This window comes from Nocardia sp. NPDC024068 (assembly GCF_040638875.1).
GTDB lineage: Bacteria > Actinomycetota > Actinomycetes > Mycobacteriales > Mycobacteriaceae > Nocardia.
The window spans coordinates 1-19,394 of sequence record NZ_JBEZYU010000075.1; the positions used below are offsets into that span (position 1 = coordinate 1).

At 67.9% G+C, this 19,394-nt stretch carries 11 protein-coding genes; 10 read left to right on the top strand and 1 reads right to left on the bottom strand.

Annotation, left to right across the window (positions count from 1 at the left end; all coding sequences use genetic code 11):
• The first annotated feature begins 316 nt into the window (after window positions 1–316).
• From AB0F41_RS29235 to AB0F41_RS29260, 6 genes are all read left to right on the top strand, one after another.
• Window positions 317–859, top strand: a complete 543-nt coding sequence (locus AB0F41_RS29235) for a DUF732 domain-containing protein (RefSeq protein WP_357429390.1) — start codon at window positions 317–319, stop codon at window positions 857–859.
• A gap of 61 nt (window positions 860–920) precedes the next feature.
• The gene (locus tag AB0F41_RS29240; protein WP_357429407.1) at window positions 921–1,844 is read left to right on the top strand and encodes a cutinase family protein; all 924 of its coding nucleotides are present in this window, start codon (window positions 921–923) and stop codon (window positions 1,842–1,844) included.
• 186 nt (window positions 1,845–2,030) lie between these two features.
• The gene (locus AB0F41_RS29245) at window positions 2,031–3,050 is read left to right on the top strand and encodes an LLM class F420-dependent oxidoreductase (RefSeq protein WP_357429409.1); all 1,020 of its coding nucleotides are present in this window, start codon (window positions 2,031–2,033) and stop codon (window positions 3,048–3,050) included.
• A 188-nt stretch (window positions 3,051–3,238) separates the two neighbouring features.
• The gene (gene fadD32, locus AB0F41_RS29250) at window positions 3,239–5,149 is read left to right on the top strand and encodes a long-chain-fatty-acid--AMP ligase FadD32 (RefSeq protein ID WP_357429392.1); all 1,911 of its coding nucleotides are present in this window, start codon (window positions 3,239–3,241) and stop codon (window positions 5,147–5,149) included.
• A gap of 100 nt (window positions 5,150–5,249) precedes the next feature.
• Window positions 5,250–10,463, top strand: a complete 5,214-nt coding sequence (pks13, locus tag AB0F41_RS29255; RefSeq protein ID WP_357429394.1) for a polyketide synthase Pks13 — start codon at window positions 5,250–5,252, stop codon at window positions 10,461–10,463.
• Window positions 10,460–12,004, top strand: a complete 1,545-nt coding sequence (locus AB0F41_RS29260) for an acyl-CoA carboxylase subunit beta (RefSeq protein WP_357429396.1) — start codon at window positions 10,460–10,462, stop codon at window positions 12,002–12,004. Before pks13 ends, AB0F41_RS29260 begins: the two co-directional genes overlap by 4 nt.
• A 107-nt stretch (window positions 12,005–12,111) precedes the next feature.
• Here AB0F41_RS29260 and AB0F41_RS29265 read toward each other — a convergent pair whose 3' ends face one another.
• Entirely contained in the window at window positions 12,112–12,612 is a 501-nt protein-coding gene (locus AB0F41_RS29265; protein ID WP_357429398.1) for a peptidylprolyl isomerase, read from the bottom strand.
• A 218-nt stretch (window positions 12,613–12,830) separates the two neighbouring features.
• Between AB0F41_RS29265 and AB0F41_RS29270 the strand changes: the two genes are divergently transcribed.
• The 4 genes from AB0F41_RS29270 to AB0F41_RS29285 all read left to right on the top strand — a co-directional run bounded on the left by AB0F41_RS29270 (window position 12,831) and on the right by AB0F41_RS29285 (window position 19,110).
• Window positions 12,831–16,124: an arabinosyltransferase domain-containing protein gene (locus tag AB0F41_RS29270; protein WP_357429411.1), complete on the top strand. Its 3,294-nt coding sequence runs from the start codon at window positions 12,831–12,833 to the stop codon at window positions 16,122–16,124.
• A 79-nt stretch (window positions 16,125–16,203) separates the two neighbouring features.
• A complete protein-coding gene (locus AB0F41_RS29275) occupies window positions 16,204–16,431 on the top strand; it encodes a type II toxin-antitoxin system VapB family antitoxin (protein WP_357429400.1) in 228 nt (75 codons plus the stop codon).
• Window positions 16,428–16,856: a PIN domain-containing protein gene (locus AB0F41_RS29280; RefSeq protein WP_357429402.1), complete on the top strand. Its 429-nt coding sequence runs from the start codon at window positions 16,428–16,430 to the stop codon at window positions 16,854–16,856. Before AB0F41_RS29275 ends, AB0F41_RS29280 begins: the two co-directional genes overlap by 4 nt.
• Before the next feature lie 106 nt (window positions 16,857–16,962).
• Window positions 16,963–19,110, top strand: coding sequence for a galactan 5-O-arabinofuranosyltransferase (locus AB0F41_RS29285; protein ID WP_357429404.1), 2,148 nt, complete (start codon window positions 16,963–16,965; stop codon window positions 19,108–19,110).
• Window positions 19,111–19,394: the final 284 nt, after the last annotated feature.

Genomic DNA, 19,394 nt, shown 5'->3' on the forward strand with positions numbered 1-19,394 from the left:
GTGCTCGTCGTAGAGGGCGAGGAGTTTGTCCTGGTAGGCCGAGAGCCGGAAGAAGAAGTTGGATTCCTCGGCGCAGCCGCGAGTATCGCGTGCTGACAGGCGACGCTTCGGGGGCCGAACCCCGCGCGGCGAAGCCGCGCCAAAAGACACAGCCCGCCAGCGCGCAAAAAGACAAACCATTACCCTCGGGGGTCGCGGTCCGGCAACACGCCGGGCCGGGAAGCAACCTGACGGTCAACCCCAATGGTTCGGCGGCCCGCGATCCAGGGGCCGGGAACCCGCGCGCTCTCGCGCGCCGGAGCACAGGATGGAATGTATGTATCGGACCCGAGGCACGTTGCTCGGTGTGGTGGCGGCTGTGGCCGCCGTGGGCCTGCTCGCCGGCTGCGGCGACGACGATTCGACCGCGACCGGCACCCCCACGCTGTCGACTCCGGCCGCCGCGTCGTCGGTGAGTTCGGCTCCTGCCCCGGCGCCCGGTAGCGAGGCGCCGGCTCCGGAGGCCGAGGCACCCGCTCCCGAGGCCGCGCCGGAACAGCCCGAAGCGCCCGCCGAGCCGGAGCGTCCCGCACCGGTGCCGCCGCAGGAGGCCGATACCGGTCAGCTCAGTGAGACGGAGCAGACGTATCTCGACGAGCTGGCCAAGCAGGGCGTGACCCCGTCGATCCCGGAGTACGCGCTGGATATCGGGAACTATGTGTGCCAGGGCGTGGCCGCCGGGACCTCGGATGCCGATATGGCGACCTTCGTGACCGCGATGGCCGGATCGGATCCGTCGTTCGATCCGGCGAAGATGCCGGTCGAGCAGGCGGGCCAGATCTATATCAACACCGCCAAGTCGAGTTACTGCCAGGGGTGAGGCGGTGAGTAGGGGACGTTCCCGGACCCGTCGGTCCGGCTGCTTCACGGTGCTCGCGCTGATGGTCGCCGGGCTGGTCATCGTGGTGCTGCTCTGGTACCTGCTGGCCGGGTGTCTGCGCAAGCCGGAGCCGCCGGGTCCGGGGCCGGGCCCGGAGGAGCCGACGAGCCAGCCCGCGAGCTGCCCGGACGTGCAGATGATCTCGGTGCCCGGCACCTGGGAGTCCAGTAGTGCGGACGACCCCTACAACCCGTCGGCGAACCCGGCTTCGCTCATGTTGAACGTGAGTGGTCCGGTGCGCGAACAGTTCCCGGACCAGCGGGTGGACGTCTATACCGTCCCCTATGTCGCCCAGTTCTCCAATCCGGTGGCGATCCCGCCGGACGGTCAGGCCTCCTACAACGTGAGCCGGACCGAGGGCACCCGGAAGACGTTCGATTTCCTGACGTCTCGGCACCAGGAATGCCCGCTGACCACCTACGTGCTGGCCGGGTTCTCGCAGGGCGCGGTGATCGTCGGCGATATCGCCGAGCAGATCGGCAAGGGCAACGGCCCGGTGCCCGAGAACAAGGTCCTGGGTGTGACGCTCATCGCCGACGGCCGCCGTTCCGGTGAGTCGGGCGACGGGCAGCCGATCCAGGTCGGCACCCCGCCCCCCGGGGTGGGCGCGGAGGTCGCGTTGAACGGGCTCACCGTGCCCGGGATCACCATGACCGGACCGCGTACGGAGGGGTTCGGCGACCTCGCCGACCGCGTGTACACCATCTGCGCTCCCGGCGACCTGATCTGCGACGCTCCGCGCAACGCGCTGAGCCCGGCCAATATTTTCGGCAGCCTCGGTACGCTCACCCAGGCGGTGGGCAACCCGGTGCACGCCCTCTACCACGGGTTCGTGGTGGATCAGGACGGAACCACCGCCACCCAGTGGGCGGCGAATTGGGCGATCGGCCTGGTGGAGGGCGCGCCGTCGCCGCCGCATTCGTGACAGCGGAACGGATACGGGCCGCACTGTCCCATGCGGTCGCGCCGGTGCGCCGCCTTGTGACAATTCACCGCACGCAGCGTGTTCCCTCCGGTCCGGCAGGCTGTAAAGTGCGCTGGTGATCGCGCATCCCGCGCCCTGCGCCGGCAGGGATGCGCAGTGACTTCCGATATCCAGGAGCATGAGTTCATGACAGAAGCCGCCGCACCGGTGGATGAGTTGAGCGCGCTGGGCACTCCGCTGCGTAAGTTCCGTTTCGCGGCCGCGGGCGAGGGAAACAAGCAGGAGGGCGGCGCCCGCAAGTTCATCCAGACGGCGCAGCAGGCCGAGGAATACGGCTACGACACGTTCGTGGTGCCGGACCATCTCGGTGACCAGATCGGCCCGATCGCGGCCCTGGGTGCGTTGTCCCAGGCCACCTCGACGATTCGGCTCGGCACGTCGGTTCTCGCCAACGGCTTCCGGCATCCGGTGGTGCTGGCCAAGGATCTGGCAACCATCGATGTGCTGTCGAAGGGCCGGCTCGAGGTGGGGATCGGCGCCGGGTGGAAGGCCGACGAATTCGAGGCCGCGGGCCTGGACTACGACCGTCCCGGCGTCCGCCTGGCCAAACTGGACGAGACGCTGACGATTCTCGATGTGCTGCTGCGAGGGCAGGAGTGCACCTTCGAGGGCAAGTACTACCAGGTACACGGTGTCAAGGGGACCCCACGCCCGCGGCAGGGACCACGGCCGCCGCTGTGTACCGGCGGCGGTGGCCCGCGGATGCTGAAACTGGCCGCCAAGCACGCCGATATCGTCTCGATCGTGCCGGTCACCACCGCCAACGGTAAGGGCCTGCTGTCCGGTATCACGCTGGAGAAGACGATCGAGAAGGTCGAGCTCATCCGGGAGGCCGCCGGTGATCGGTTCGATCAGATCGAGCTGAACTGGGCGATCACCGCCATCGTCATCACCGACGACCGGGAGAAAACCGCGGAGATGGCGCTGACGGCGCTCGACCGCGGGCTGCATCCCGATCTGGAGGTCGACGTCGAGCTCTCTGTCGAGGAGATCCTGGATTCGCCGTATGTGGCGATCGGCACCTTCGAGGAGATCGCCGACCAGATGCGACGGGTGCGCAAGCTCACGGGTATGTCCTATGTCGGCATATTCCCGACCCAGATGGATGCGTTCGCACCGGTGATTCCCTTGCTCCGGGAGGAGTGAGAAGCTCATCTCTGTAACATGTCTCTGGTTTGAGAACATCTAGCCGATAGCGGTCACCGCGCAGACCGCACCCCAAAACCCGCAGGGACGGTTCTCGGATGGAGAGCTTCCGCGGCGAAAGCGAGTCGGGGCCACACAGTAAATAACGGCTGACGTGCCGTTGCCACGTGCGCCTCGGAGGAGAAGGAATGGACGAGACTTTCGACGACTACCTGGACGAGAACGGGAACATCACCATTCCCGAAGATCGCACCCTGGTCGACCACGTCGAGAAGCACACCCGCAACGACGCGAACACGCTGGCGTACCGCTACATCGATTACTCGCGTGAGCGCGATGGCGAGGTGCATGAGCTGACGTGGCAAGAGTTCGGGGTCCGGCTGCGCGCGGTGGCCGGTCGACTCCAGCAGGTCACCACCCCCGGTGATCGGGTGGCGGTGCTCGCGCCGCAGGGGCTCGACTACGTGATCTCGTTCTTCGCCGCGATCTACGCGGGCACCATCGCGGTTCCGCTGTTCGATCCGGACGAGCCGGGGCATACCGATCGGCTCCACGCCGTGCTCGGCGACTGCACACCGTCGGCCATTCTCACCGCCAGTTCGTCGGCGGCCGGGGTGCGCCAGTTCTTCCGTTCACTACCGGCGGCGCAGCGCCCGCGCATCATCGCCGTCGACGCGATCCCCGACACCCTGGGTGACAGCTGGGTACGCCCCGACATCACCGTGGACGAGATCGCCTATCTGCAGTACACGTCGGGTTCCACCCGGACCCCGGCCGGTGTGGAGATCACCCACCGGGCGGTCGGCACGAACCTGCTGCAGATGGTCGACGCCATCAATCTCGACTGGAACTCGCGCGGCGTCACCTGGCTGCCGCTGTTCCACGATATGGGCCTGCTGACGGTGATCCTGCCCGCCGTGGGCGGCAAATTCATCACCATCATGTCGCCGGCCTCGTTCGTGCGCCGCCCCTACCGCTGGATCAAGGAACTGGCCGCCGCCTCCGACGGCGCCGGGACCTTCGCCGCCGCGCCGAACTTCGCGTTCGAGCACGCCGCGGTGCGCGGGCTGCCGAAGAACGGCGAAGCGCTGGATCTGTCGAATGTGATCGGCCTGATCAACGGCAGCGAGCCGGTGACCACCTCGTCGATGAAGAAGTTCAACGAGGCGTTCGCCCCGTACGGGTTGCCGAAGACGGCGATCAAACCGTGCTACGGCATGGCCGAAGCCACTCTGTTCGTCTCGGCGACCAAGGCCGAGGACGAGGCCAAGGTCACCTATGTGGACCGCGACGAGCTCAATGCCGGGCGGATGGTGCGGGTCGACCAGGGCAGCGATAATGCGATAGCCCAGGTGAGCTGCGGTTATATCGCGAAGTCGCAGTGGGCCGTGATCGTCGATCCGGAAACGATCGACGGCGAGGCGCGCGAGCAGCCCGACGGCCACGTCGGTGAGATCTGGCTGCACGGCAACAATATGGGCATCGGGTACTGGGGCCGGGACGACGAGACCGAGGCGACCTTCCGGAACAAGGTGGTCACTCCGCTCGCCGAGGGCAGCCACGCCGAGGGCACCACACCCGAGTCGAACTGGATGCGCACCGGCGACTACGGCGTCTACTTCGACGGCGAGCTCTACATCACCGGCCGGGTGAAGGATCTGGTGATCGTCGACGGCCGTAACCACTATCCGCAGGACCTGGAGTTCTCCGCGCAGGAGGCGAGCACCGCGCTGCGCCCCGGGTTCGTGGCGGCCTTTTCGGTCCCGGCCAACCAGCTGCCGGCCGAGGTGTTCGCCCAGGGTAGCCACTCGGGGCTGAAGTTCGACGCAGACGACGCGTCCGAGCAACTGGTCGTGGTGGCCGAGCGGGGTCCGGGCGCGGGCAAGGCCGATCCGCTGCCGATCGCCGACGCGGTGCGCGCGGCGATCTCCCAGCGCCACGGTGTGACCGTGCGTGACCTGCTGCTGGTGCCCGCGGGTTCGATTCCGCGTACCTCCAGCGGCAAGATCGCCCGCCGGGCCTGCAGGTCCGCCTATGTCGAGGGCACTCTGCGCGGTGGTTACACCCAGCAGGCTTTCCCCGATGCACCTGAGGAGTAGGTCCGCGCCCGAGTCCGGGTCGCGGCCTCGCCGCCCATCCATCCCCGCGAGGCGCGGGCTGGTGCGCCGCACCGCGTACAGACAGGTAGTTTGAGGACTGATGGCTGATAACGAGGGCACGTCGCCGGAGACGACCGAGAACCTTTCCGCCGCGGCGGGAGACGGCGCCGCCGGGGTGCCCGCGGCCGATGCGGGGGGCTCGAACCCCGATATATCGGTTGCCGAGCTGCGGGAGTGGTTGCGGCGCTGGGTCGCCGAGGCCACCGGACAGCAGGTCGAGCAGATCACGGTCGACCGGCCGATGGAGGAGTTCGGGCTCGCCTCCCGGGACGCGCTCGCGCTCGGCGGGGAGATCGAGGAACTCACCGGTGTCGTGCTGAACGCGACCGTGGTCTACCAGCATCCGACCATCGCCTCACTGGCCGATGTCATCGTCAACGGCCCCCCGGAGCTGGTCCTCGAGGCCGCCGACGACGCCTTCTACACGGCTGGATACGCCCCGGGTGACGCGCACGATATCGCCATCGTGGGTCTGTCGACCCGGTTGCCGGGTGCCGGTGACACCCCCGAGTCCACCTGGGAATTCCTGATCAACGGCGGCGACGCCATCCGGGAGCGGCCGGCGGGGCGCTGGTCGGAATTCCTGGAGAACCCGCAGGTGGCGCAGGCCGTCGCCGAGGGCAACACCCGCGGCGGCTACCTGGATCAGAATGTCGTCACCGATTTCGACGCCGAGTTCTTCGCGATGTCGCCGATCGAGGTCGAGCGGATCGATCCGCAGCAGCGGCTGATGATGGAGCTCACCTGGGAGGCGCTCGAGCACGCCCGGATCCCGGCCAGCGATCTGCGCGGGGAATCGGTGGGTGTCTACATCGGTACCTCGACCAGTGATTTCCAGCTGATCGCCGCGATGAGCCTCGGGGAGTCCGATCCGAACGTTCCGGCCTCGGCCGAGGCGTACAAGATCATGGGTAGCGCGAGCAGCATCATCGCCAACCGCGTGTCCTACTTCTTCGATTTCCGCGGACCGTCGGTCGCGGTCGATACCGCGTGCTCCTCGACGCTGGTCGCGATGCATCAGGCCGTGCAGGCCCTGCGCGCCGGCGATGCCGATGTCGCGCTGGCGGGCGGCGTGAACATGCTGCTCATCCCGATGACCACCCTCGGGTTCGACAAGAACGGCGCGGTCGCCAAGGACGGCCGCATCAAGGCCTTCTCCGCCGACGCCGACGGGATGGTCCGTTCCGAGGGCGCCGGTCTGGTGGTGCTCAAACGTCTCGCCGATGCCGAACGCGACGGCGACGACATCCTGGCCGTGGTCAAGGGTTCGGCGGTCAACAGCGACGGCCGGTCCAACGGTCTGATCGCCCCGAACCCCGACGCCCAGGCCGATGTGCTGCGGCGCGCGTACCGTGACGCCGGGATCGTGCCCTCGACCGTCGACTACATCGAGGCCCACGGCACCGGCACCCTGGTCGGCGATCCGATCGAGGCGCAGGCGCTCGGGCAGGTGGTCGGCGCGGGCCGCGCCGCCGACGCCCCGGCGCTGCTCGGCTCGGCGAAGACCAATTTCGGGCATCTGGAGTCCGGCGCGGGCGCGGCGAGCCTGGCCAAGGTGATCATGGCCTTCCGGCACGATGTGCTGCCCGCCAATATCAACTACGCCGGGCCCAATCCGTACATCCCGTTCGAACAGGCCCGGTTGAAGGTCGTCGACGAGCCGACACCGTTCCCGCGCTACAGCGGTACCGCCACCGTCGGTATCTCCGGTTTCGGGTTCGGCGGTACCAACGCCCACGTGGTGGTGCAGGAGTACAAACCCGCCGCGGTGACCGCGGCGCCCGCACCCGCCGCGGACGACGAGGCGCTGGATGTGGTGGGCGCCGATGTCGTCGCCGAGGCCGAGGCCGTGGCGTCGGACGTCGCGCCCGAAATCGAATGGTCCACCGACCGCGCCGAACCGCTTCCGGTGATCCTGGCCGTCTCCGCCTATCTGCCCTCCCGGCGCCGCCGCGCCGCCGCCGATCTGGCCGACTGGCTGGAAACCGAAGCGGGACAGCGGACCCCGCTCGCCGATGTGGCCCGCGCGCTGGCCAAACGCAGCCATTGGCGTTCCCGGGGTGTGGTGCTCGCGAAGGACCACACCGAAGCGATCGCGGGCCTGCGGGCCATCGCCGCGGGCAAACCGGGACAGGGCGTGTTCACCGCCGACGCCCCGGCCGCCCAGGGACCCATGTGGGTGATGGCCGGGTTCGGCGCCCAGCACCGCAAGATGGGTAAACAGCTCTACCTCGAGAATTCGATCTTCCGGCGCACCGTCGACGAGGTGGACGAACTCGTCCAGGACGAGGCCGGCTACTCGGTGCGCGAGATGATGCTCGACGACGCCCAGGATTGGGATATCGGCACTTCTCAGGTCGGGACCTTCACCATCCAGCTGGGTCTGGCCGCGCTGCTGCGGGCGCACGGCGCCGAACCCACCGCGGTCGTCGGCCATTCCCAGGGTGAGGTGGCCGGCGCGTACATCAGCGGTGGGCTGCCGCTGGAGGATGCCGTCCGAGTGATCTGCGCGCGTTCCCGCCTCATGCGGGAGGGCGAGGAGATGCTCACCGACGACGATGTCCGGAATATGGCCCTGGTGGAACTGAGCGCCGAGGACGTCGCCGCCATGCTGCCGGAGTATCCCGATATCGAGGTAGCCGTGTACGCGGCGCCGACCAATACCGTCATCGGCGGTCCGGTGGAGCAGGTCGCGGCGATCGTCGCGCGGGTCGAGGAAGCCGGGAAATTCGCCCGGGTCCTGCAGACCAAGGGCGCCGGCCACACCTCGCAGATGGATCCGCTGCTGGGTGAACTGGCCGCCGAACTCGCCGGTATCGAACCGACGGCCCTGAAGGTCGGCCTGTACTCCACGGTCGACAAGGAGCAGTACTACGCGCCCGGTCACGATCCGGTGCATACCGAGGGCTACTGGGTGAAGAACATGCGCCACAGCGTGTACTTCACCAACGCGGTGCGGGCGGCGGTCGATTCCGGGATCACCACGTTCCTGGAGCTGGCCCCGAATTCCGTGGCGCTCATGCAGGTTCTGGGCACCACCTTCGCCGCCGGGCTACCCGACGCGCAGCTGATTCCGACGCTCAAGCGCAAAGAGGACGAATCGGCCGCGGTGATCGCGGCGCTGGCTCAGCTCTATGTGCACGGGCACGCGGTCGATCTGGCCTCGCTGCTGCCGGCCGGCCCGTACGCCGATGTGCCGCGTACCGCGTTCGTCCGTAAACCGTACTGGCCCAAGGTGAGTGCTTTCTCCACCGGCGGCGGCGGAGTCCCGGGCGTCTCGGTCGCGCTGCCGGACGGCCGCCACGTCTGGGAGATCCAGGCGGCGTCGGTCGACGACCTGCCCGCACTGGTCCGGTCGGCGGCGTCGCAGGTGCTGGCCGATGTGACTCTCGGCGCGAGCATCGGGCACGCCCCACTGCCCGCCGCCGGCACCCTCACCACCACGCTCACCCCGCATCCCGGCGGCGCTTCCATCCAGGTGCATGCCCGCGCGGAAGGGCAGTTCCGGTTGCTCTTCGACGCGGTCGTCACCTCCGGTGCGGCCCTGCCGGTTCCGGCCGCGCCGGCCGGAACCGCGGCGCCCGCCACCGAGATCGTGGTGACCGACGCGGTGGACACCGTGGGTTTCGGTGACCGGTGGAATCCGGACAGCGGTCAGTCGGTCGAGGAACGGCTGGCGCTCATCGTCGCCGAATCGATGGGTTACGCGGTCGAGGATCTGCCCATGGAGATTCCGCTCATGGAACTCGGGCTGGATTCGCTGATGGCGATGCGGATCAAGAACCGGGTCGAATACGAATTCGATATCCCGCAGTTGCAGGTTTCGGCGGTACGCGACGCCAGCCTGCACGAGGTCGGCAAGGTGCTGCGCTACGCGATCGAGCATCGCGACGAGGTGCGGGAGATGGCCGATAAGCAGGCCAGCGGTGAATCCGGGGCACTGAACGTGGACGACGACTTCGTCGAGGCCGCCAAGGCCGCGATGGAGGCGGGGGAGGATCCGGTCGCGGCCCTGAGCCAGGGCAACAAGACCACAGGTGCCGAGGCGGCCTCGGAGCCTCCGGTGGCCACTCCCGAACCGGCGGTCGCACCGCAGGCGGCAGCGCCCGCCGAGACGGCGATCTTCGGGGGCGGCGCGCCGGGGTCGTCGGACAGCGACAACGTTCCGCCACGTGACGCGGCGGAACGGCTGACCTACGCGTCGTGGGCGGTCGTCACCGGCGCGTCGGCCGGCGGGATCTTCAACACCCTGCCGATCCTGGACGAGGACACCGCCGAGAAACTGGCGGCCCGGCTCACCGATCGGGTGGGCGCGGAGATCACCGTGGACGACGTCCTCGACTGCGAGACCATCGAACAGCTCGCCGATATCGTGCGCACGCTGCAGGACAGTGGTGCCGACGTGGACGGCTACGTCCGCCCCCTGCGGCCACGCTCCGACGGGTCGGACGAAGTGCCCGTGTTCGTCTTCCATCCGGCGGGTGGCAACACCCTGGTCTACGAACCGTTGCTGAAGCGGCTTCCCGAGGGCACGCCGATGTACGGCCTGGAGCGGGCGGAGGGCTCGATCGAGGAGCGGGCGCGCGAGTACGTTCCGGAACTGCGCAAACTGCAGGGTGACGGACCCTACGTGCTCTACGGCTGGTCGCTGGGGGCCGTGCTCGCGATGGCGGTAGCGCAACTGCTGCGCGCTGAAGGGGCGGAGGTGCGGCTCGTCGGCCTCATCGATCTGGCCATCCCGGCGGAACCGGAGGACAACAGCTCCGAGGAGCGGTTCCGGCGGATGCAGCGTTACCAGGCCTTCGCCAAGCGGACCTTCAACGTCAACGGCGAACTCGATGACGATCAGCTGCGCGAACTGGCGGACTCGACCGATGAGCAGCAGTTCCAGATGATCAGCGATCTGATCAAGATGACCGGGGCCAAGATCCCGGGTGGAGTACTCGAACATCAGAAGACCTCGTGGATCGAGAACCGTGCCCTGCAGCAGGTCAGTCCCACGAATTACGAGGGCGATGTGGTGCTGTACCTGGCCGACCGCTACCACGACGGCGCGATCGAACTCGAACCCCGCTACGCTGAGCGCCGCCCGAACGGTGGCTGGGACGAATACCTGCCGAACCTGGAGATCATCCATATCCCCGGCGACCACCTGCAGATCATCGATGAGCCCAGGATCGGCCGAATCGGTGCGGACCTGACCGCTAAACTCGCGCAGATCACCTCGAGTGCGGCCGGGAAAGGGAGCAAGTGAGCACGACTGCCGAGAAACTCGCCGATCTGCGTAAACGACTGGAGCTGGCGCAGGAACCGGCGGGCGAGTCCGCTGTCGCGAAACGCGCGCGTAAGGGCATCCCCAGCGCCCGCGATCGGATCAAGATGCTGCTGGATCCGGGTTCGTTCGTGGAGCTCGGCGCCCTGGTCCGCCGGCCCGGCGATCCCGACGCGCTGTACGGCGACGGCGTGGTCACCGGGCACGGTCTGGTCGGCGGCCGGCCGGTGGCGGTGTTCTCACACGATCAGACCGTGTACGGCGGTTCGGTCGGGGAGATGTTCGGGCGCAAGGTCGCCCGGATCATGGAGTACGCGGCCAAGGTGGGCTGCCCGCTGATCGGTATCAACGACTCCGGTGGCGCCCGGGTGCAGGAGGCGGTGTCCTCGCTGGCCTGGTACGCCGAACTCGCGACCCGGCAGGAACTGCTGTCCGGGATGGTGCCGACGGTATCGCTGATTCTCGGCAAATGCGCGGGCGGCGCGGTGTATTCGCCGATCAACACCGATGTCGTGGTCGCCACCGAGGCGGCGTACATGTTCGTCACCGGGCCGAAGGTCATCCGTGAGGTCACCGGCGAGGACGTCAGCCTGGAAGAACTGGGCGGGGCCCACAGCCAGGCGCAGTACGGCAATATCCACCATGTCGCCCAGGACGAGCAGGCCGCCTTCGAATGGGTCCGCGAATACCTCTCGTATCTGCCGACCAGCTGCCAGGAGCAGCCCCCGATCGTGAATCCTGGGCTGGAACCGGAGATCACCGATTCCGATCGGGAACTGGACGCCCTCGTCCCGGATTCCGACAATTCCGGCTACGACATGCACGATGTGCTGCTGCGGATCTTCGACGACGGCGCGTTCCACGAATACGGCGCCGAAGCGGGCCGCAACATCATCACCGGGTTCGCCCGGGTCGACGGCCGCAGTGTCGGCGTGGTGGCCAACCAGCCGATGGTCTACGCCGGAGCGCTGGACGCGCGTGCCTCCGATAAGGCCTCGCATTTCGTGCGGCTCTGCGACGCCTACGAGATTCCACTGGTCTTCGTGGTCGACACCCCGGGATTCCTGCCCGGGGTCGAGCAGGAGAAGGTCGGCGTCATCAAACGCGGCGGCCGGTTCCTGTTCGCCTATGTGGAGGCCACCGTGCCGAAGGTGACGGTAGTGGTCCGCAAATCCTACGGCGGCGGTTACGCGGTGATGGGTTCCAAACAACTCGGTGCCGACGTCAACCTGGCCTGGCCGACGGCCCGGATCGCGGTGATGGGCGCGGAGAGCGCGGTGAGCCTGATCGGGGCGGCGCAGATCGCGGCCGCGCCCGAGGATCAGAAGCCGGCCGTCCGCCAGCAGATGATCGACTTCTACAACGCCACCATGGCCACTCCGTGGGTGGCCGCCGAACGCGGTTTCATCGACGCGGTGATCGAGCCGTCGCAGACCCGGCTGGAGTTGCGCCGCGCCTTGCAGCTACTGCGCGACAAGACGGTGATCCGCAACCCGCGTAAGCACCACCTGCTGCCGCTGTGATGCGCTCGGTTCGGGTTGTCCCGGTGGCTACCGCGACAACCCGAACCGGCGCGTGAACCCGGTTCCGCCCGCGATCGAGCCCGGACCGGCCGGGATCGGCCGATACTTCAGCCCGTGATCGTCGCGGATTCGATCACCACGTTCTCCGCCGGGACATCCTGGTGCATGCCCTGCGAGGACGTGGATACCGCGGCGATCTTGTCGACCACATCGGTGCCGTCGGTGACCGCACCGAAAACGGCGTATCCCCAGCCCTGACCCGCCGGCTGGGTGTGGTTGAGGAAATCGTTGTCCGCGACGTTGATGAAGAACTGCGCGGTCGCCGAATGCGGGTCGTTCGTACGGGCCATGGCGACCGTGTACTTGTTGTTCTTGAGGCCGTTGGCGGCCTCGTTCTGAATGGGTGCCTGCGTCGGCTTCTGCTGCATCTGCGGGTCGAAGCCGCCGCCCTGAACCATGAAACCCGGGATCACGCGGTGGAAAATCGTGCCGTCGTAATGCCCGGACTTCACGTATTCGACGAAATTGCGGACGGTGTCCGGCGCCTTCGCCTCGTCCAGCTCGAGGCCGATGGTTCCGTAGTTCGTGTCGAGATTCACCTTGGTCATGCCCCTACCTTTCCATTAGCGCCGCCATACCCCACGCATAAGGGGGTGTTTCCGGGCCGATTGTGCCAGCCGCCCCTCTTTACCCCGTTCTGCCGGTTTTTATGCCCCGTTCGCCGGGAGTGTTTTCCGACGTAGTGGGTACTCGCCGGGGGCACCATCCGGCCCCGGGCCGGATGCCCAAGTAGCATGCCAGCGTGCCAGAAGTCGCCACCGCAGTATTGACGAAGACGCCACCGGAGCCGGAGACCGAGGTCGCGCCGAAGGATTTCCGGGTCGCGCGCCTCGTCGCGATCATCACCGGCGTACTCGGCGCGTTGTTCGCGATCGCCACGCCGTTTCTCCCGGTCACCCAGACCACCGCGACGCTGAGCTGGCCGCAGAACGACACCCTGGCCAATGTGCAGGCGCCGCTGATGTCGCAGGTGCCGCTCGACCTCACCGCGACCATTCCCTGTTCGGCGGTGAACCAGCTGCCCCCGCAGGGCGGCATGCTGCTGTCCACCGCGCCGCCGCAGGGCGACCGGGCCTCACTCGAAGCCTTGTTCGTGCGCGTCTCGGAGACCTCGGTCGATGTGGTGGACCGCAACGCGGTGGTGGCGACCGCCGACCGGGCGGAGATGGCGAACTGCACCGCGATCACCATCAACTCCGATAACGAGCGCACCAGCGCCGCGTTCGAGGGCCTGGTCACCGCGGCCGGGACACCCAACGCCGGGCAGCTCGTCGGCGATCTGCGTCCGCAGATGGTGGGCGTGTTCACGGATATGACCGGCGGAATCCCGGCCGGACTGAACCTGGAATCCACCATCGACACCCGGTTCACCTCCAGCCCGACCTGGATCAAACTCGCCGCGATCATCGCGGCGGTGCTGTGCACTGTGCTGTCGCTGGTCGCGCTGGCCCGGCTGGACACCAGCGACGGCCGCGGGCACCGGCGGTTCCTGCCCGCGCACTGGCTCAAACCCACCTTCGCCGACGGTGGCGTGATCGGCACCCTGGTGATCTGGCATTTCCTGGGCGCCAACACCTCCGACGACGGCTATATCCTGAGCATGGTCCGGGTCGCCCCGGACGCGGGCTATATGGCCAACTATTTCCGCTGGTACGGCGTCCCGGAGGCCCCGTTCGGCTGGTACTACTACGTGATCCAGCTGTTCTCGGAGGTCTCCACCGCGAGCCCGTGGGTCCGGTTGCCCGCGCTGGCCTGCGGCATCCTCTGCTGGATGGTGATCAGCCGTGAGGTGGTGCCGCGGCTGGGCAACGGCCTGCGCGGCGCCCGCGCCCGGGCCTGGTTCGGCAGTGTGCCGCTGTGGACCGGCGGCCTGGTGTTCCTGGCGTTCTGGCTGCCCTACGACAACGGCCTGCGTTCGGAGCCGATCGTGGCGCTCGGCGCGCTGCTCACCTGGGTCTCCATCGAACGCGCCATCGCGACCGCGCGACTGCTTCCCGCCGCCATGGCGGTGCTGATCGCGGCGTTCACACTGGCCGCCGCGCCCACCGGCCTGATGTGTGTGGCGGCGCTGCTGGCCGGTATCCGGCCGATCACCCGCATCATCGTGAAACGTCATCGCGAACACGGGACGGTGGCGCTGCTGGCACCGCTGGCCGCGGCCGGGTTCCTGGTCCTCACGGTGGTCTACAGCGACCAGACCTTCGCCGGTATCCAGGAGGCGAACCGGGTTCGGCAGCTGGCCGGGCCCAACCTGGCCTGGTACGAGGACTACCTGCGCTACTACTACCTGTTCGTCGAGACCGTGGACGGTTCGCTGTCGCGCCGGTTCGCGTTCCTCGCCATGCTGCTGTGCCTGTTCACCACCATGCTGGTGCTGCTGCGCCGGCGCCGGGTCCCCGGTATCGCGGCCGGTCCGACCTGGCGGCTGATGGGCGTGGTGTTCGGGACGATCTTCTTCATGATGTTCAATCCGACCAAGTGGACCCACCACTTCGGCGCCTACGCCGGTATCGCGGGTTCGCTGGCCGCGGTGACCGCGGTGGCGGTTTCGGCCTCGGCGTTGCGGGCGCGCAAGAACCGGGCCATCTTCCTGGCGGGCCTGATGTTCACCCTGGCGCTCGCGTTCTCCGGGATCAACGGGTACTGGTATGTGTCCAGCTACGGCGTTCCGTGGTTCGACAAACGTGCGTCGCTGGCCGGTTTCTCCTCCAACACCGGCGCGCTCATCCTGTTCGGGCTCGCGCTGCTGCTGGTCGCCTGGCATGTGCTGCGTGAGGGTTACGCCAAACCGCCGAACACCACCCGTACCGCGCGGGGGCGCCGGGTCCGCAAGTTCGCCGCCATCCCGCTGACCCTGGTGGCCGCGGCGATGGTGCTGTTCGAGGTGCTGTCGCTGGCCAAGGGCGCGTACTCGCAGTATCCGGCGTATTCGCTGGGGCGCGGCAATATCGACGCCCTCAGCGGGCAGACCTGCGGCCTGGCCAACGATGTGCTGGTGGAGGTGAACGCGAACGCCGGCCGGTTGAACGCGATCATCGACCCGGCGAATCCGCCCACCAATCCCGGCGATCCGATGGCCGGTATCGATCCGGTGGGCTTCGACCCCAACGGCGTGCCCGACGACCTGTCCGCCGACGCCGTCGAGGTGAAACCGGGTACCGGCAACACCTCCAACCAGACCGTGGGCGCGGCCTTCGCCGAAGGTCAGAACGCCGGTACCGGCGGCGGTCAGGGCACACTCGGTGTGAACGGCAGCACCGTCGCGCTGCCGTTCGGCCTCGATCCGGCCACCACGCCCATCTTGGGCAGCTACCAGGACGGCGTGCAGCAGCCGGCCCATGTGACCTCGAGCTGGTACGAGCTGCCGCAGCGGTCGCCGGACCATCCGCTGCTGGTGATCACCGCGGCCGGCCGCATCCTGTCCTACGACGACACCGGTGCCATGCAGTACGGCCAGTCGCTCACCGTCGACTACGGCAAGCGGCAGCCGGACGGTTCGGTGACCCCGCTGGGAACCTATCTCCCGCGCGATATCGGGCCGTTCCCCTCCTGGCGCAATCTGCGGGTTCCGCTGGACGAGATCGCCCCCGAAGCCGACGTGGTCCGGATCGTCGCCAACGATCCGATCCTCATCGGCGACCAGTGGCTGGCCTTCACCCCGCCCCGGCTGCCGAAGCTGGAGACCGCCAACGACTACCTCGGTTCGGAGCAGCCGATCCTGCTCGACTGGGCGGTGGGGCTGCAGTTCCCGTGCCAGCGTCCGTTCCGGCACGAGAACGGGGTGGCCGAGGTGCCGAAGTTCCGGGTGCTGCCGGACCGGCCGCTGGCCGTGAGTTCCACCAACACCTGGCAGGCCCAGGAGTTCGGCGGGCCGCTCGGGTTCTCCCAGATGCTGGCGAAATCCACCACGATCCCGACCTATCTGAAGAACGACTGGGGCCGGGACTGGGGCACGCTGGAACGCTACGACCAGTACTACGACTCGGTGCCCGCGCAATTGCAGACCGGGACCGCGACCCGTAACGGGTTGTGGGATCCAGGAATGCTCAGGGTCTTCTGATCGACTGACGGCAGGTGACGACACCGCGATCCTATGTACAATCTGATTGTCCAGATTTGTAAATAATGTACAGGGGGTCGTGGTGTCGCTAACTCATATCGAGATCGACGACGAAGAACTCGAAACCGCGAAGAAGCTGGGCGGGCACAAAACCAAAACAGCAGCGGTGGCCGAGGCGCTTCGTCAGTACAACCAGCGCATGAACCGAGCTGCTGCGGTCGACTACTACTTCGAGCTCGCACGTGACTGGGATATCGAGGGCGCCGAAGCGGCACACGCAGCGGAGAAGCGTGGAGCCGCCGAGTGACCGGATACCTGGTGGATTCGTCGGCGCTCTGGCGCATCCTCCGGGACCGGGCAGTTCTGGATCGCTGGCGCGAAACGCTCGCGGATGGTCAGGTCCGCTCGTGCTATCCGCAGCGCAGCGAATTTCTCATCTCGGCGCGCAACCTGAAGGAGTACTCGGACTTCTGCCGCATGTTCGACACCCTCTATCGGGATATCGGGGTCCCCAAGGGTGCTGGACAGTGGATCGGAAAGGTGCAGTACTACGCCGCCGAAAGCGGTAACCATCGCTGTCTGTCAGCCGTTGACCTGCAAGTATGCGCAACTGCTGCGCATCACGGCCTGACAATCGTGCACGACGACACCGATTTCGTCACCGCTTCCAGGCTTGCGGTCGAGGTTCGGCAACTCAATGTGCACGAAGGCCCGTTCGACCCGGACCGGTAGCGGGTTCTGCGCGCGGTGCCGTCGCGCGCATGCGTCCGCGCCCGACGGCCTGCACTAGGCTGACCGACGCCCAGTAGGTGGATCGGAGCCGGAGGTAAGTACGCCGATGACGACGAGTCGCGGCGCGCGGTTGGTGCGTCAGGTCGGAGCCGGAATCGGCGAGGCGGTACTTGCCACGGTGGTCGCCGTGGTGGTGGTCGCGGTGGGGCTGACCGCCTTCTCGCTGGTGGAGTGGCCGGCCTTCAACTCCTCCAATGTGGTGCGCGCGCTGACCACGGTGGGTCAGGTCGGTGCCCTGGTGCTGGTGGCCGTCTCGATCGCGCTGCTGCGGCTGCGGCGGGCGCGCGGATGGGCCAGAGTGCTGTCCTGGGCCGGGGTCTCGGCGTTCGTCACGGTGACCCTGGGGATGCCGCTGGCGGCGACCAAGCTGTATCTGTTCGGGATCTCGGTGGATCAGGAATTCCGCACCGAGTACCTGACCAGGCTCACCGACAGCGCCGCGCTGCGGGATATGACCTACGCCGACCTCCCGCCGTTCTATCCGGCCGGCTGGTTCTGGATGGGCGGCCGGGTCGCGAACGTGCTCGGCGTGGACGGCTGGGAAGTCTTCAAGCCGTACGCGATCGGATCGATCGCGGTGGCCGCGGTGATATCGCTGGTGCTGTGGTCGCGGCTGATCCGGGCGGACTGGGCGGTCGGGGTCACCGGTGCGATCACCGCCGTCGCGGTCACCTACGCGGCGCCCGAGGCGTACGGCGCGGTGATCGCCATCCTGATCCCGCCGGTTCTGGTCCTGGCCTGGGGCGCGCTGTACCGGCCGGCCGAACTCGGCGGACGGGAGCGCGGGGCGGCCGGGGCAGTGGGAAAGCCGGGGTCCGCGCCGGACGCCGACGACGACCCGGTGACGAGGCCCGCCGGATCGGAAGCCGCAGAAGGCCACGCTCAGCCGGGCACGGAACCCGCTTCCGCGCGGGAGACCGGCGGGTCGGTGGTCGCCGCCGACGCGGCGCCCACGGCGGGTGGCTGGGCCGCGGTGCTCGGGACCGGCCTTTTCCTGGGCCTGGCCGCCACCTTCTACACCCTGTACTTCGCGTTCGCGGTGTTCACCGTTGTGCTCATGGCAGTCGTGGCGGCCGGGCTGGGAGTCCGGGCCCGGTACGCCGCCCGCCCCCGCCGCCGGATCGCGGTCCGGACCGGGACAGCAGAGCAACCGGTCGGCGGTATCGGACGGGCCATCGGCGCGCCGCTGCTGCGCCTGATCGTGATGGGCGTGGTCGCCGCGCTGGTAGCGCTGCCGGTGTTCCTGCCGTTCCTGCTGCGCATGCTGGACAGTCCGCGGTTCCAGTCCGGCGGCGCCTTCCACTATCTGCCCGAAGCCGGTTCCGAGCTGCCGCTGCCGATGGCGCATTTCTCGCTGCTCGGCGCGCTGTGCCTGGTCGGGGTGATCTGGCTGGTGCTGCGGGCGAGTTCCTCGCGGCGGGCGCAGGCCCTCGGCATCGGTGTGCTGGCGGTCTACCTGTGGTCACTGCTGTCCATGCTGGCGACCGTCGCGGGCACCACCCTGCTGTCGTTCCGGCTGGAACCGGTCCTGCTGGTGCTGCTGGCCGCGGCCGGCGGGTTCGGGTTCGTCGAGGGCGCCCGCGCGGTGTACCAGGCGCTGAACGAGCCCGCGCGTTTCCGGTGGGTGGCGATCGTGGTGGCGACGGTCGGTGCGCTGGCCTACTGCCAGGACATCCCGCACGTGCTGGCGCCGGAGATCACCACCGCCTACACGGATACCGACGGCAACGGTGAACGCGCCGACCAGCGCGACCCGTCCGCGGTGCGCCACTACCACCACATCGACGAGGCGTTGCGTGAGCAGACGGGGCGTGAACCCGCGGGGACGGTGCTGCTCACCGGCGACACCACGTTCCTCGCCTACTACCCGTACTTCGGTTTCCAAGGCCTGACCTCGCATTACGCCAACCCTCTGGCCGATTACGCGCAGCGCTCCGCCGCGATCGAGCAGTGGAGCGAACTGGAGACGCCGGACGCGCTGATCACGGCGCTGGACTCGGCGCAGTGGCGGGCACCGGACGCCTTTCTGTTCCGCCGCAGCGGTGACGACTACACGCTGCGGTTGGCCGCCGATGTCTACCCGAACGACCCGAACGTCCGCCGCTACACGGTCAATTTCCCGGGCCGGTTGTTCGACGACCCCCGGTTCACCACGACCGATATCGGCCCGTTCACGCTGGTGGTGCGTGGTTGAGGTGTGGGCGCACCAACCATGGGGTGCGGCCTTCGAGCACTTACATGATCGCGGAACCTACTCAGGTGGTTGAGCAGGCCTGCTTGTGAAGGTGGGGGAGGTGGCCTTACCCGCGAAGGTGGGGGAGGTGGCCTTACCCGCGAAGGTGGGGGAGGTGGCCTTACCCGCCAAGGTTAGGAGGTGACCTTGCCCGCGAAGGTGGGGGAGGTGGCCTTACCCGCCAAGGTTAGGAGGTGACCTTGCCCGCGAAGGTGGGGGAGGTGGCCTTACCCGCCAAGGTTAGG